Source organism: Saccharopolyspora sp. CA-218241 (assembly GCF_050954615.1).
Taxonomy (GTDB): domain Bacteria; phylum Actinomycetota; class Actinomycetes; order Mycobacteriales; family Pseudonocardiaceae; genus Saccharopolyspora; species Saccharopolyspora cebuensis.
Genome location: NZ_CP191860.1, coordinates 191867 through 205382, shown reverse-complemented (window position 1 = coordinate 205382; position 13516 = coordinate 191867). Strand labels below are relative to the sequence as shown.

Annotated in this window: 15 protein-coding genes and 2 tRNA genes; 5 read left to right on the top strand and 12 right to left on the bottom strand. The window is 73.0% G+C overall.

Annotation, left to right across the window (positions count from 1 at the left end):
- Positions 1-309: 309 nt before the first annotated feature.
- Both ACQP0T_RS01135 and ACQP0T_RS01130 read left to right on the top strand, forming a co-directional pair.
- Positions 310-594, top strand: coding sequence for a hypothetical protein (locus ACQP0T_RS01135; RefSeq protein WP_433870888.1), 285 nt, complete (start codon positions 310-312; stop codon positions 592-594).
- 96 nt (positions 595-690) lie between these two features.
- The gene (locus ACQP0T_RS01130; protein WP_433870887.1) at positions 691-1281 is read left to right on the top strand and encodes a TIGR03086 family metal-binding protein; all 591 of its coding nucleotides are present in this window, start codon (positions 691-693) and stop codon (positions 1279-1281) included.
- A 145-nt stretch (positions 1282-1426) separates the two neighbouring features.
- Here ACQP0T_RS01130 and ACQP0T_RS01125 read toward each other — a convergent pair whose 3' ends face one another.
- From ACQP0T_RS01125 to ACQP0T_RS01085, 9 genes are all read right to left on the bottom strand, one after another.
- Positions 1427-2026: a hypothetical protein gene (locus ACQP0T_RS01125; RefSeq protein WP_433870886.1), complete on the bottom strand. Its 600-nt coding sequence runs from the start codon at positions 2024-2026 to the stop codon at positions 1427-1429.
- A gap of 184 nt (positions 2027-2210) precedes the next feature.
- Positions 2211-2621, bottom strand: coding sequence for an SRPBCC family protein (locus tag ACQP0T_RS01120; protein ID WP_433873881.1), 411 nt, complete (start codon positions 2619-2621; stop codon positions 2211-2213).
- A complete protein-coding gene (locus ACQP0T_RS01115; protein ID WP_345359495.1) occupies positions 2621-2935 on the bottom strand; it encodes an ArsR/SmtB family transcription factor in 315 nt (104 codons plus the stop codon). Before ACQP0T_RS01115 ends, ACQP0T_RS01120 begins: the two co-directional genes overlap by 1 nt.
- Before the next feature lie 65 nt (positions 2936-3000).
- Complete coding sequence (locus ACQP0T_RS01110) at positions 3001-3759, bottom strand: methyltransferase domain-containing protein (protein ID WP_433870885.1); 759 nt, start codon at positions 3757-3759, stop codon at positions 3001-3003.
- A gap of 38 nt (positions 3760-3797) precedes the next feature.
- Positions 3798-4541, bottom strand: coding sequence for an SDR family NAD(P)-dependent oxidoreductase (locus ACQP0T_RS01105; protein WP_433870884.1), 744 nt, complete (start codon positions 4539-4541; stop codon positions 3798-3800).
- A 162-nt stretch (positions 4542-4703) separates the two neighbouring features.
- Complete coding sequence (locus ACQP0T_RS01100) at positions 4704-5615, bottom strand: Abi family protein (protein WP_433870883.1); 912 nt, start codon at positions 5613-5615, stop codon at positions 4704-4706.
- 450 nt (positions 5616-6065) lie between these two features.
- Positions 6066-6138 (bottom strand) — tRNA-Arg (locus ACQP0T_RS01095).
- A 43-nt stretch (positions 6139-6181) separates the two neighbouring features.
- Positions 6182-6271: transfer RNA gene (locus ACQP0T_RS01090), tRNA-Ser, on the bottom strand.
- Positions 6272-6377: 106 nt separating this feature from the next.
- A complete protein-coding gene (locus ACQP0T_RS01085) occupies positions 6378-7067 on the bottom strand; it encodes a dienelactone hydrolase family protein (protein ID WP_433870882.1) in 690 nt (229 codons plus the stop codon).
- Positions 7068-7263: 196 nt separating this feature from the next.
- Here ACQP0T_RS01085 and hisC point away from each other — a divergent pair, with 196 nt between their 5' ends.
- Entirely contained in the window at positions 7264-8316 is a 1053-nt protein-coding gene (hisC, locus tag ACQP0T_RS01080) for a histidinol-phosphate transaminase (protein WP_433870881.1), read from the top strand.
- A 385-nt stretch (positions 8317-8701) separates the two neighbouring features.
- Here hisC and ACQP0T_RS01075 read toward each other — a convergent pair whose 3' ends face one another.
- A complete protein-coding gene (locus tag ACQP0T_RS01075; protein WP_433870880.1) occupies positions 8702-9193 on the bottom strand; it encodes a hypothetical protein in 492 nt (163 codons plus the stop codon).
- A 59-nt stretch (positions 9194-9252) separates the two neighbouring features.
- Entirely contained in the window at positions 9253-10020 is a 768-nt protein-coding gene (locus ACQP0T_RS01070) for a L,D-transpeptidase family protein (protein ID WP_433870879.1), read from the bottom strand.
- A gap of 323 nt (positions 10021-10343) precedes the next feature.
- Between ACQP0T_RS01070 and ACQP0T_RS01065 the strand changes: the two genes are divergently transcribed.
- The gene (locus ACQP0T_RS01065) at positions 10344-11039 is read left to right on the top strand and encodes a hypothetical protein (RefSeq protein WP_433870878.1); all 696 of its coding nucleotides are present in this window, start codon (positions 10344-10346) and stop codon (positions 11037-11039) included.
- Between the two features lie 29 nt (positions 11040-11068).
- On the opposite strand, the gene ACQP0T_RS01060 is transcribed toward ACQP0T_RS01065, so the two are convergent.
- Positions 11069-12532 (bottom strand): MFS transporter, encoded by a 1464-nt coding sequence (locus tag ACQP0T_RS01060; protein WP_433870877.1) that lies wholly within the window; start codon positions 12530-12532, stop codon positions 11069-11071.
- Positions 12533-12604: 72 nt separating this feature from the next.
- On the opposite strand from ACQP0T_RS01060, the gene ACQP0T_RS01055 reads away from it, so the two are divergent.
- Positions 12605-13516, top strand: coding sequence for a LysR family transcriptional regulator (locus ACQP0T_RS01055; protein ID WP_433870876.1), 912 nt, complete (start codon positions 12605-12607; stop codon positions 13514-13516).

Below are 13516 nucleotides of genomic sequence, written 5' to 3'. Positions count from 1 at the left end.
GAACGGAAATCGGCTCCGGGCACCACGAATCCGCGCCGCGGCGACCCGGACGGCACCTCCGACGCTAGGGCCGCCCCGGACCTCCCGCAAAAGGACGAACATCCCTTGCCCACGGGAAAACCCGAGCACACGCGGGAAGTTCGACGAGCTCGCCACCGGGGTGGGCGGCACCGGCCCGGGCGCGGACTCGATGAAAGCCCTCTCACGCGGCATTCAGCCGAAGATCATGGCCGCTTGACAGTCTTCAACCAGCCGCCGAGGAGAGCAGTGCGGCGGCCACCGGATACCACCGAGCGTTGAGGAGGACCTGTGCAGTCGACGGGACATCGAGTGCTGACCGTGGTGCTGGTGCTGGCGGGTCTGAGCATGGTCATCGGCGATCTGGTGCTCACCCCGGGCGGCGGGGCGAGCTGGAACGAGCTCGGGCTCGGACTGCTGTTCCTCGGCCTGATGTCGGTGAGCGCCGAGCTCAACCAGCGCGTCGACGTGCTGAGCGCGCCGACGGTCCCCGCCCAGCGCCCCGCGCCCGAGGAGCCCGCCCGCCGGCGCCGGCCCGGCAGCGCCGCCCGCCGGATCCCCGTCGCCCACCGCTGAGCCGGGGGCGGTCCGGGACCGAGGAGTTGCCGAGGTCGCCCGGCAGGGTGATGATTCTGCGCGCCGACATCCGACCACGATGCCGAGGTGACGACGATGCTCGATCTCGAACCCGCGGCCGTTCGACTCCGGGCGCTGGTGCCCGACGCGACGGGGCGGCTCACCGCGCCCACCCCCTGCGCGGGGACCTCGGTGGGCGACCTGCTCGATCACATCATGACCTTGGCGCTGGCCTTCCGGTACGCGGCGGACAAGACCGACACCGAGATCGTCAGGCAGCCCCCGCCGGAACCCTCGGTCTCGCGGCTGGACCCGTCCTGGCCGAGCCTGCTGCCGGAACGGCTGGACGCGCTGGTCGCCGCCTGGCGGGAGCCCGCCGCGTGGGAAGGCACGACCTGGGCGGGCGGGCAGAACTTCCCCGCCGCGGAAGCCGGTGCGGTCGCCCTCGACGAACTGGTGCTGCACGGGTGGGACCTGGCCAAGGCGCTGGGCCGCGGGTACCAGGTCGACCCGGCGAGCGCCGAAGCCGTGCATGCGTTCGCCTCGGCGGTGCCCGACGACCCGGAGGCGCGGGCGGGCCTGTTCGGCCCGGTGGTGCCGGTGCCGGCGGACGCCCCGCTGTTCGACCGGGCGCTCGGGCTGGCCGGCCGGAACCCGGCGTGGACACCACCGGATCGCGAGGGCTGATCCGTCCACCAGCGCCGAGCCGGGTTCCCTCGCTTCGGCGGAGACGTGGTGGGGGCGACGACCCGGATGCGCACGACCCGGATCGATCGGTGGCCGGTTCCGCAGCCCGTCGCGGCGCGGAGTCAGCAGCAGCCGGAGGGTCCGTTCACACCTCGATGTTCCAGCTCTCCACGTACCACCGGCCGTCCTTCTTGACGACGCCCAGGGACAGCGAGAACGAACTGGTGTCGCCGGACGAACCGATGAGTTCCAGCTCGCGCAGGCTCCGGCCGTCGAGGGTGATGGCCGTGTCCGGCACCTCGACCTTCTTGGCCTTCTTCTTGACCGGCACGTCGACCGTCACCTCCCCCTCCGGCGGCAGCTTCACCCCGGGCTTGGCCCACGCATCGTGCAGCGAGCCCATCGACTTGTGCATCGCCGGCTGCGCGCAGAAGACCGCGGGGTCCTGGTCGGGCGGCAGAACCGGCGCATTGCTCATGCACAACTCCGCGTAGTTCTCGGTCAGCACCTGCGTGACGAAGTTCTTCACGGCCTCGTCCGGCTTGGCGCTCCCCCCGGTCGGCTTGCCGGGGGTGGTCCGCTTCGAAGGCGGCGCGGTGCGACTCGTGCCGTCGCCCGAAGCAGTCGATGCGACGTCCTTGCCCGCCGTCGCGCTCTGCGAGCCGCAGCCCGCAACGCTCATCGCGAGCACGGGCAACGCCACCAGCCATTTTCTGCTGGACGTCAGAACGCTACCGATCTTCACCGGACTTCCCTTCTGGTTCGTTCACCGCGCCGAACGTGCCCGCGACCGACCGGACCATGCGCGGTTCCAGGTCGGCACAGACCGTGTCACACCCCGGAGGAGAAGCACGAAGCGCGGCGCCCGCGAAGGGGTTTCCCCGCAGCTACGGGGAATTCGAGGGCTGATCCGTCCACCGCCGAGGCGGTCAGCCGCCCGCCGGGAGCAGTTCGGCGAGCCGGGGCAGGACCCCGTCGCGCCAGCCGGGGCCCATCCGCTCGCACGCGTTGCGACCGCGCTTGTCGTCGAGGTCGAACCCGGAGTGGTCGAGCAGCAGCCGCGTCCCGCGCCCCTCCGGGACCAGCCGCCAGGTCAGCGTCCAGTCGCCGTTGAAGCTGTAGGCGAACCGCTCGTGCGGCCGGGATTCCAGCACCTCGCAGGGGATCGAGCCGAACCCGGGCATCTCGAGGTGGAACCGGTGGCCGACGTGCTCGGCGATGTCGCCGGGGGCCCACCACCGCGCGTGCAGTTCGGGATCGGTCAGGGCCCGCCAGACCTCCGCCGGCGGGGCGTCGATGAACTGGTCAACGGAGATGGTTCCGGTGCGGGCGTAGGCCATCACGATTCCTCCTCGTTCTCCACGACGTCGGCCAGGCTGCGCAGGCGCTCCCGCCAGAACCTCTCGAACGGGTGCAGCCACTCGCCGACCTGCTCCAGCGGCTCGGCCTCCAGGTGGTACAGGCGGTGGCGGCCGACCGGCTCGTCCCGGACGAGCGCCGCGCGGCGCAGGACCTGCAGGTGCTCGGCGACCGCGGGACGGCTCATCTCGAACTGGGCCGCCAGGTCACCGGCCGTCCGGGGACCGTCCGCCAGCAGCTCCAGCAGACGACGACGGGCCGGGCTGGCCAGCGCGAGGAAGACGTCTTCGGACACCGCCGCACGATACGTAAGCCGAACCCGACATGTCAACTGTTCCCGACATGTCAGCCGGTTGCTGCTCAGGCGGGCTTGCGAGCCTCGAACAGGGTGCGGGAGGAGTGCGCCACGAACGAGCCCTCGCGCTCGATGTGCTGGTGCAGCGCGTGCAGCGCGTCGCGGTAGCCCTCGACGGTGAAGCCGGGCACGGTCCAGATCACCTTCCGCAGGAAGTAGACGATCGCGCCGATGTCGAAGAACTCCATCCGCAGCCGCTCGCAGCGCACGTCCACGACCGCCAGGCCCGCGGCCTCGGCCTCGGCGCTCTCGTCGTCGGGGTGGCGCTTCCGCCGCGCTTCGGGCTGCGGACCGAGGAAGTGCTCCACCAGCTCGAACGCGGTGGCCGGTCCGACGTGCTGGGCGAAGTAGGTGCCACCGGGGGCGAGCACGCGCGCGATCTCGCCCCACCGCACGGTGGCGGGATGGCGGCTGGTCACCAGCTCGAACGCGGCGTCGGCGAACGGCAGCGGTCGCTGGTCCGGGGCCGCGACGACGACGACACCGCGCGGGCCGAGCAACCGCGTGGCCTGGGCGAGGTTGGGTGGCCACGACTCCGTGGCGGCCATCGCGGGCGGGAAGCGCGCCGCTTCCGCCAGCACCTCACCTCCGCCGGTCTGGACGTCCAGCGCGGCGGACGCCGCCGCGAGCCGCCGGCTCATCGACCGCTGGTAGCCCCACGAGGGGCGTTGCTCGGTGGCCCGACCGTCCAGCCAGGAGAAGTCCCACCCGTCCACGGCTGCCGAGTCGGCCTCGCCCAGGAGATCGTCGAACGCGCGCGCCATGCCCCCATTCTGGCGGCGGTGACCCTCCCCCGTCGGGGTCACCGGGGAGGCAGCGGTGGTCCGCCCTCCCCGGTGCGGCGGTCGGCGGGTGCGGGCGCTTGCGGACGTCGACCGCTGGCGAGCCGCGTGGCAGCGGTGACGACGGCGTGCTGCCACTCGGGCGGGACCACGGCGAACGTCCCGTCCTCGATCGTGGCCAGCGCCGCCGCGGCGATGTCGTCGGGCGGGACCCCCTCGCCGGACATGCCGGTCGCCACCAGGGCGGGGCACAGCATGCTGACGCCGATCGGGGTGTCGGCCAGCGCCATCGCGGCGTGCTCGGCCACGGCTACGACCGCGTGCTTCGAGGGACCGTAGGCACCGCCGCCGGGAAACGTCGCGGCCCCGGCCAACGAGCCCGTGATCAGGACGTGGGCCGACCGGTCCGCAGCCAGCAGTCGAGGCACGAACGCGCGCAGACCGTTGACGACACCACCGACGTTGACCGCGAACACCCGGTCCCAGTCGGCCGCGGCCACCTCCCACGGCGCGCCGAGGTCCGCACCCACGATCCCGGCGTTCAGGCACACCAACCGGGCATCGCCGGCGGCCCGGGCCAGCACCTCGACCGATTCCGGCGAAGCGACATCGGTGACGACCGCCTGCGCTCCCAGGGAATCCGCGACCTCGCCCAAGGCGGCGGCGTCGATGTCGGCCAGCACCAGGTCGGCCCCGCGCGCCGCCAGCGCACGGGCCAACGCCCGCCCGATCCCGCTGCCCGCACCGGTCACGACCGCCGTCATCCCGTCCACACCCGGGAAGCCTACCGAGCAGCACCGGCCCCAGATCACGCCGCGAGGCGCGCCGGCCTGCGGTCCTCGTGCGGACCGGCGCCCGCATCCACGCACGCACCCGGACGGAGACGGCGAAGTCGGCAGCGCATTCCGCACCATCGAGAGATCAGGTCAGGTACTCCACAACGTGCTGGTGCTCTGCCAGTCGCTCGCCGCACCCAGGTGCGTGATCGGGACTGCTCGAACAGACGGGAAGCTCTTCAGCACAGCAGGCAGGAGCGTCTTCCGCCCCACCTGGAGTCGATCGAGGAGGAACTGGATCAGCGTCAGCTGACCGAAGGTCCGGTTCCACTCCGCCACCGCCGCATCGAGGTCCGGATGCCTTCCCCACCTCGGCCGCTTCGGGGTGATCGCGTGGACGCGGTTGAACAGGCGGCCGTGGTGCGCGCAGGTGTTGCGCACGAGGTTCAGAGCCTTGAGCCAGGTCGTCAACTGCGGCGCGCTCAGCCCGCACGCATCGGCGACCTTGTCCTGGACGTCACGAGGCGCGAAGCCGTAGAGGTAGGTCAAAGCTCCCCAGCCGAGCAGCTCGACCGCGGCCCAGACCGGCAGGCGACCTCCGTACCTCTGGCGATGGTGATTGACGAAATCTTCGCGGGACTGCCGCAGGTCGGTCTCGTACCGATCGAGCCAACGGCCGTAACCGGGACCGCTTCGCGCGGTGGGCCCGAGCTTGCCGGGGTCGAGGTGCGCGCACGGGTCGACCTTTCCCAGCTCGTGACCGAGCAGCGCGCGGATTGCCAGCTCGATGGGGGCAAGCGCTGTGAAGGTGGCCGCACGGAGCCTCGCGTCGAAGTCGTAGAGCGAGACGACGTCTGCTAGCCGGGTCCCGGGGTAGAAGTCGTCCTGACGCCCCGCCGCGGCTTGCACGCGGAATGGGTACCAGTAGCCGCTGAGACGGTAGCAGTTGACTCGCCGCAGCATGGCGACGGCTTCATGCCGGTCCCCGACGTCCATCCCGCGCTGGGCGAGCAGACCGACCTGCTGGTCGTAGGGTCGGTACTCCTTGACTGCGCCGGCCAAGCACACCGTCCAGAAATAATGAAGACCGGCCCTGGGCCTACCGAAGCAGGCGGAACCGGTCGTAGTGACCACAAGTATAGCCTTGGGAGACGAAGCGCCGCAAATCTCGGTGCTGTTGGCCTGCATGGCCCGGGAAGGACCGGAGCGGGACGTTCACCCGGCCCGGGGCCTGGCGGTTCCTTCAGCGCGCACCTGTTGACCTGCTGCGGTGCTATCGTCCCACGCTGATCTTCGCCACTCTGACGACCGGCGGGCCGCAAGCGATTTTCCTACGCAGTGTTTCCACGAGCCGGTGAGCCACTACGGCAGCGGCACCGACGGTGCCAGGTCGAGGTTACCCGGTGACCACCTCAGCAGCGTGCCCACCCCGATGCGCCGATCCGTCGCGCCGACCTCCGGATAGCAAGAAACCCCCAGCGCACTGGGGGTTTCTGCTGTCTCGACCAGACGCGCGCCCGTAGGGATTCGAACCCCAAACCTTCTGATCCGTAGTCAGATGCTCTATCCGTTGAGCTACGGGCGCTTGCTATTCTCTTGTCGGCCCCCGCCTCTCGGCGGGGACTCTGCGGAGGCTCCGGGATTTGAACCCGGGAGGGGGCGTAACCCCCAACCGCATTAGCAGTGCGGCGCCATAGACCAGACTAGGCGAAGCCTCCCGGTAGTCCTCTTCGCGGCCACCGGAGACAAGAGTACACACCCCTCGCACCCCGTTGCGAAGGGGGGTCCCGGTCCCCGTCGTGGCCGTCCGACCTGGGCGTCGGCTCAGCGCAGGTGCAGGTCGAGCCAGTTCCTCGCGCGCTGCCACGCCTCGGTGGCGGCGTCCTCGTCGTGGTCGAAGCGGTGTCCGGCTCCCGGGTAGCGGACCACGTCGGTGACCACCCGGGCTCGCTCGGCGGTCTCCCGGAGCTTGTCCACCTCACCGGCCGGCACCTGCTCGTCGTCGCCGTAGAGGCCCAGCCACGGGCAGGTCAGCTCGCCGACCACCTCGACCAGCGGTGGCAGCGCCGCCGCGACCGGCTCGCAGATGCCGGGCCCGCCGACGCTGACGGCCGCGCCGAGGCTGCGGCTGGCGGCCACCACGAGCGCCGCCGACCCGCCGAGGTCGAAGCCGACGATGCCCTGCCGGTCGGTGTCCACGCCCTGCTCGGCCAGCCACACGAAGGCCGCGTCGGTGTCGGCCAGCAGGTCCTCGCCGGAGAGCCGCCGGACGTGCTCGGCGACCTCCTCGGCGGCGAGCTCGTCGGCGCCGTCGCGGTGGTAGAGGTGCGGGACGACGGTGAGCCAGCCCTCCTCGGCGAGCCGGGCGGCCAGCGCCCGGACGCGGTTCGTGACGCCCTTGGCCTCGTGCAGCACGACGAGGCCGCCGCGCACCACGGTCTCCGGCCGGGCCACCGTGAGGCGCAGTTCGGTGCCATCGGTGAGCGCGATCGTCTCGGCGCGGGTCTGCGTCATACCGTGCAGGTAACCACGGGGATGGCCCGTCGGGGCAACACGTCATCCGGTTGGCGGAGCGAGTTCCACTGACCGTCACCGATCGGAGGCATGGTGTTGGGCCGACCGTCGCAGGAAGCCTTTCCGCTGGTCCGGGCACGGCGACGCGGAGCGACCCGTTAACGTCGCAGTAGGCCGAGAGCATAGGAGTCTGCCGATGAGCGTGCGCACGCGTGCCGATCTCGACGAGCTGCCCGCCTACGTGGCCGGGCGGACCGTGCCCGGCGCGATCAAGCTCGCCAGCAACGAGGTCTCGGAAGGGCCGCTGCCCAGCGCCGTGGCGGCCATCCAGCAGGCCAGCGCCGAGATCCACCGCTACCCGGACATGGGGGTCGGCGCGCTGACCGCCGCGCTGGCCGAGCACTACGCGGTCGCCCCGGAGCGCGTCGCCGTCGGCTGCGGCTCGGTGGCGCTGTGCGAGCAGCTCGTGCAGGCCACCTGCACCCCGGACGACGAGGTGATCTTCCCCTGGCGCTCCTTCGAGGCCTACCCGATCATCACGCAGGTCGCCGGGGCCCGGCAGGTGCGGGTGCCGCTGACCGGCGAGCACGCCCTGGACCTGGAGGAGATGCTCGCCGCGATCACCCCCGCCACCCGGCTGATGTTCGTGTGCACGCCGAACAACCCGACCGGCACGACGCTGCGCCGCGAGGAGCTCACCGCCTTCCTGGACCGGGTGCCCTCGGACGTGCTGGTGGTCCTGGACGAGGCGTACTTCGAGTTCGTCACCGACCCCGCCGCGCCCGACGGCATGGAGCTGGCCCGCGAGCGGGACAACGTCGCCTCGATGCGCACCTTCTCCAAGGCCTACGGGCTGGCCGGGCTGCGGGTGGGCTACGCGGTGACCTCCGAGCCGGTCGCCGCCGCGCTGCGCAAGGTCTGCATCCCGTTCAGCGTCAACGCCCTCGCCCAAGCCGCCGCGATCGCCTCGCTGGAGGCGCAGGACGAGCTGCGGGCCCGGTGCGCCAACGTCGCCGCCGAGCGGGAGCGGGTGCACCGCGCGCTGGTCGACGAGGGCTACGAGGTGCCGGAGACGCAGGCGAACTTCGTCTGGTTGCCGCTCGGCGAGCGGACCGCGGAGTTCAGCGAGCACTGCCTGGAGCACAAGGTCGTGGTGCGGGCCTTCGCCGGTGAGGGCGCCCGGGTCACCATCGGCCGCCCCGAGGAGAACGACGCGTTCCTCGCCGCGGCGCGCGCCTTCCCGCGCTGATCCCGACCGCGCTGACCCCGTTCGGAATGCGGCGGAGCCGCATGCGGTGCGGCCGTCAGCCGGCACCGCGGCCCGTGCTCGGACGAGACCGCTCAGCGGTCTTCTCGCGAGGACAGCCGTGATGCCGCGTCGTGGTTGGTACGGGAAAGCGGTCCTCAGGTGCGCCGGGTCAGGACCTCCGGCTGGTGGTGTCCGGCGAAGAGAGGGGGGAGTACTTCGCCGGACACCACCGCCCTGGGGGTGTAGCCGCCCGCGTCCGGCGGCCACTGGAGTGCGCAATGATCTGCGCAGGTCCGCAATCTAGCTGCGTCGCGACGACGTCGATCGACGACGCACCCGAGGAAGATCCCATCGGGTGGTCGTGATCAACCGTCCGCATGATCGGTCAGCCGGTCACCGCGTGGTGGCCCTGGACGGAGACCGGGGCCGGCGCGGTCGGCAGCAGCTCCCCCGAGAAGGACACCTGGCGCTGGGGCTGCGCCTCGCCCCGGCCCAGGATCGGGTCGGTCGGCGCACCGGGCGTGCCCGGAGTGCCCGGCGTGCCCGGGTTCTGGGGCGTGCCCGGGTCCTGCGGCGTGCCCGGGTCCTCCGGGGTGCGCGGGGCCTCCGGCTCCTTCTCCTCCTCGCCGCCCGTGCTCGGGTGGTCGACGATCGGGGCGTTCTCGCAGTCGCTGCCGAGCGCCGAGGCGATCGGCGCCACCACGCCCAGGATGGCGATGTTGTTGCCGCAGAGGTTGATCGGCAGCACGTTCAGGTTGTTGCCGTTGCCGACGTTGGCGCCGTCGTTGTCGGCGGAGTCGGCGAACGCCGGGGATCCGGCGGCCAGCATTCCGGCGCTCGCCGCGACGACACCGGCGATGGACGCAGTCTTGCGCATTCGTCGCACTTCCTTTTCCTCGGTTGCCCGGGCGGTCGGCGCCCGGAGGTCTGGTCGAGTCACCGGAGCAGGACCACCGTGCCCAGCGGCAGGGTGGTGAGCAGCTCCATCGCGTCGGCGGGAACCCGGACGCACCCGTCGCTGGAGTCCTGGCCGAAGACGGCCGGGTCGGGCCACCCGTGCAGCGCGACGGTGCCGGGACCACCGCCGTAGCTGTTGAAGGTCTCCGAGTGGGTGCCCAGCGGCAGGATGATCGGGCTGAACGTGGTCACGGTCTCCTCGATCGAGGCCATGATGTAGGTGCGCCCGCGCGGGGTCGGGGAGGCGGGCTTGCCCACCCCCACGACCCATTCGCCGATCGGCGCGCCGTCCCGGCGCACCACCATCCGGCGGGCGTCGACGTCGACGTCCACGACGTAGGGCGAGCGCGCCGCCTGCAGGCCGCTCGCCCGGATCCACCCGACCGAACCGTTCGGCCGGGACGGCAGCATCACCTGCGCCCAGTCGCCGCGCTGGTCGATCACCGGGACCCAGGTGGGGTTGTCGAGCTGGGTGGCGGGCAACGTCGAGAAGACCTCGCCCTCCGGCGCGTCGTGCACGGCGAGGTCCTCGGCGACCCGGAGCACCACGCCATCGGTCTCGGCGCCCGGTTCCGGGTCCCGCGGGGCCCCGGTCAGCTCGGTGAAGGTGGTCGCCGCGGGGTGGCCCGCGACGGCCGGGGCCATCATGGCCATCGGCGGCGGCGCCGGAGCGGGACCGCAGCCGGCCAGCGCGCCCAGGGCGACGCCGAGGGCGGCGATCCCGATGCGGCGTGCGGCTGAACTCATGCTCGGCTCCCGGAGGCGGCGCGGCTCGGACACCCGCTGATCAGGTGTCGTCCGGACGCTAAACCCCTGCTGACTCGCGTAGCACCGCGATCCGGACCCCGATGAAGGCCGGTGCAGGCACCCTGACCAGGGGAAATGGTTCTCACGCCGGGTCCGGCGCCGCCCTTGAGCGAAGGTTGCCCACTCCTTCAGGTGGCGTTTTTCGCTCCAGCGGGTGAACTTTCATCAGCAGTGCAACGCCGTCGCGACGCGGTTCCGGACCGCGGCCGCCCCGTCACGCGATCGGCTGGCAGCCGGGTGCGCCCAGCGGGCACAGTGGAGGCATGGTCATCCGGATCCCCACCCCCGGCGACGTGCTCGGCTTCGCGAAGTCCACCGCGAGCTGGGCCGTCGACTCCGCCACCGCGCTCGCCGGTGCCCCGGCCCGCGCGCTCGGGCTGCTCGACGGCGCCGAATCGCTGCTGGCCCGCGTGCACGAGGTCGTGGGCCGGGTGGAGGAGCTGCTGGAACGCACCGATGGCCTGGTCGACGAGGCGCGCGGCACCGCCGAGGCCGCCGCCACCACCGTCGCCGAAGCGCAGCGCATCTCGGCGGCGGCCGAGGCGCTGGTGAACCGGGCCGCCGGGATCGCCGACGAGGCGGCCCGCTCCGCCTCCACCGCCGACCAGCTCCTCCAGGCCTACGCGCCGATCGCGCGGCGGGGCGCCCCGCTGGCCGACCGGTTCGTCTCGGAGATCTCGGACAAGGAGGTGGACGCGGCGATCCGGCTGGTCGACGAGCTGCCGGTGCTCACCGAGCACGTGCTCACCGACGTGCTGCCGATCCTGCGCACGCTCGACCGGGTCGGCCCCGAGATCCACGAGCTGCTGGAGGTCACCCACGACGTGCGGCGGGCCATCGTCGGCATCCCGGGCTTCCAGTTCTTCCGCAAGCGCGGCGAGGAGCGGGTCAGCGAGGAGGAGGTGGCCAAGCCGGAGACCGACCACTACGACCCCAAGCGCTCCGCCGAGAACACCTGAGGCCGCGGCGCAGGCGGGCAGCGCTCCCTTCAGACGCCTGCCGCGACGTCCTCGCGGGGTCGCTGCGGAGCCGGGGCGGTGCGGACGTGCGCGGCTCCCGGGTGCCGCCGGTGCGGGACCGGCGCGGCGGGTGCCCGGTCGACCCGGCGGTGCCCGATCCGGCGGTGTTCGACCCGGTTGTGCTCGACCCGGCGGTGTTCGACCCGGGGGGCGCCGAGGAAGCGCACCCGGGCGTCGACGACGGTGCGGGCCTCGGTGAGCACGGTCCGGACGAGCGGCCGGGTGGCAGGCGGCCGCCCGACCACCGCGGTGCGCAGGACGGCCAGGGCGACCAGCGGGACGAGCACCACCGCGGCGGCGCTGAGCCAGGAGGTCGCCGTGGTCAGGCCGAACCGGCCCGCCAGCAGGCCGACCGCCACCGCCGGTACCCCGGCGCCCAGGTAGAACGCCAGGTAGAGCGCGGAGGTGACCGCGCCGCGCCGGTCGTCGGCGGCGATGGCGGCGCTGGCCCCGCCGTAGGCGAGCCCGTGCCCGAGCCCGGTGCCCACCGCCGCGAGCAGGGTCACCGGCACCGAACCGCCCCCGGTGAACGCCAGCGCGGCCAGGCCGACCGCGAGACCGGCGAGCCCGGCGAGCTGCGCCCGCCGCGCGCCGAGCCGGGGGACGAGCGGCTGGGTGAGCGCGGAGCAGAGCAGCACCGCGGCCAGGACGCCGCCGACGACGGCCAGGTCGTCGACCCCGGCCGCCCGGCCGAGCGCGGCCGGGATGACCGCCAGGAACAGGCCCGCCGCGGTCCAGGCGAGGAAACCGGTACCGGCGGCGGCGGTGAACCGCAGGCGGCTCCCCCGGGGGATGCGCGGCAGCTCCGGCCGCCACCGCCCGGAGCGCGCCCCGGGCACGGCGGCCACCCGGTGCCAGGCGATCGCGAGCAGCGCCGCGTGCAGCGCGTAGGGCAGCACCCGCGGCGCCGGGGCGTGCTGCGCGAGCAGCCCCGCCGCGCTCGGCCCGGCCGCGGTGCCGAGCACGAACGCGATGCTGGCCAGCACCGAGGCCCGGCCCCGGTCCCGGCGGTCCGCGCACTCGGCGATCAGCGCGGTCGCCGCCCCGGTGCAGGCGCCGAGCGCCAGGCCCTGCGCCGCGCGGCCGACGAGCAACCAGCCCGGGTCCGCGGCGAAGGCGAAGCACGCGGATCCGACGGCGGCCAGCGCGATGCCGCCGCGCAGCACCGCGCGCTTGCCCAGCGCGTCGGACAGCGAGCCGAACAGCACCAGCACCGGCACGCTGACCAGCGCGAACATCGCGTAGACGAGGGTCATGGTGAGATCGCTGAAGCCGAACTCGCGCTGGTAGAGCGGGTACAGCGGGCTGGGCAGGTAGGCCCCGGCGGTGAGCACGACGAGCAGGTACAGCGCGGTGCGCGCCTCGCGCGCGCGGCCGGGGGCCCAGCGCACACCCCGAGGCGCACCGTCGTCGGAGATTCCCTTCAGCACCACGCCTCCAGCCTGGCGCGCCGGACCGCTGAGGAAAAGCGAACCTTTCCGAACGCGATCGTGCAAAATGTTCGCATGGTCGATCCGAAGCTGCGGGTGCTCCAGATGGTCGCCCACCACGGCACGGTCACCGCAGCGGCAGCGGCGCTGCACTACACGCCCTCGGCGGTCTCGCACCAGTTGCGCCAGCTCGCGGCGGAGCTCGGCGTCGAGCTGGTGACCCAGTCCGGGCGGGGCATCCGGCTCACCGCCGCCGCGACGACCGTGCTCCGGCACGCGGAGCTGCTCTACGCCCAGGAGGAACGGGCCCGCGCCGAACTGGCCGCCGCGGCCGAGGAGACCGGCGGCTCGTTCACGCTCTGCGGGTTCTCCACCGCCGCCTCCCACCTGCTGCCGCCCGCCGCGGCGGCGCTGCGGGACCACTACCCGCAGCTCGGCGTCCGGGTGATCGAAGCCGAGCCGACCCGCTGCTTCGACCTGCTGCTGGCCGGGGACGCCGATCTCGCGCTGGTGATCGCCACCGCCCAGACCCCGCCCAGCTCGGACACCCGGTTCGACCAGCGACCGTTGCTCGACGACCCGCTCGACCTCGTGGTGCCCAGCGGGCACCCGCTGGCCGACCGCGCGACCGCCACGCTCGCCGACGCCGCCGACGAGCCGTGGATCGTGGGGCGCCCGGGCAGCACCTACCACCACCTGGTGCTCACCGCCTGCACCGCGGCCGGGTTCACCCCGAACATCGCGCACTACGCCGACGAGTGGGAGACCGGAGCCGCCCTGGTCGCCCACGGGTTCGGCATCATCCTGGTGCCCCGGCTGGCCCGGCTGCACGCGAGCCGTCCCGTCGAGCGCATCCCGCTCCGCGGCGAACCCGCGCCGGTGCGCCGCATCCTCACCGCCAGCCGCCTCGGCAGCCGCGAGCACCCGGTGCTCATCACGGCGCTGTCGGCCATCACCGGCGCCGCCAGCGCCCTGCACCCGGGGTGA

Bases quoted from the DNA above. Each gene is read 5' to 3' on its own strand.
- ACQP0T_RS01130 (WP_433870887.1), top strand. From the start codon at position 691: ATGCTCGATCTCGAACCCGCGGCCGTTCGACTCCGGGCGCTGGTGCCC.
- ACQP0T_RS01120 (WP_433873881.1), bottom strand. From the start codon at position 2,621: ATGGCCTACGCCCGCACCGGAACCATCTCCGTTGACCAGTTCATCGAC.
- ACQP0T_RS01110 (WP_433870885.1), bottom strand. From the start codon at position 3,759: ATGGCGCGCGCGTTCGACGATCTCCTGGGCGAGGCCGACTCGGCAGCC.
- ACQP0T_RS01105 (WP_433870884.1), bottom strand. From the start codon at position 4,541: ATGACGGCGGTCGTGACCGGTGCGGGCAGCGGGATCGGGCGGGCGTTG.
- ACQP0T_RS01085 (WP_433870882.1), bottom strand. From the start codon at position 7,067: ATGACGCAGACCCGCGCCGAGACGATCGCGCTCACCGATGGCACCGAA.
- hisC (WP_433870881.1), top strand. From the start codon at position 7,264: ATGAGCGTGCGCACGCGTGCCGATCTCGACGAGCTGCCCGCCTACGTG.
- ACQP0T_RS01075 (WP_433870880.1), bottom strand. From the start codon at position 9,193: ATGCGCAAGACTGCGTCCATCGCCGGTGTCGTCGCGGCGAGCGCCGGA.
- ACQP0T_RS01070 (WP_433870879.1), bottom strand. From the start codon at position 10,020: ATGAGTTCAGCCGCACGCCGCATCGGGATCGCCGCCCTCGGCGTCGCC.
- ACQP0T_RS01065 (WP_433870878.1), top strand. From the start codon at position 10,344: ATGGTCATCCGGATCCCCACCCCCGGCGACGTGCTCGGCTTCGCGAAG.
- ACQP0T_RS01055 (WP_433870876.1), top strand. From the start codon at position 12,605: ATGGTCGATCCGAAGCTGCGGGTGCTCCAGATGGTCGCCCACCACGGC.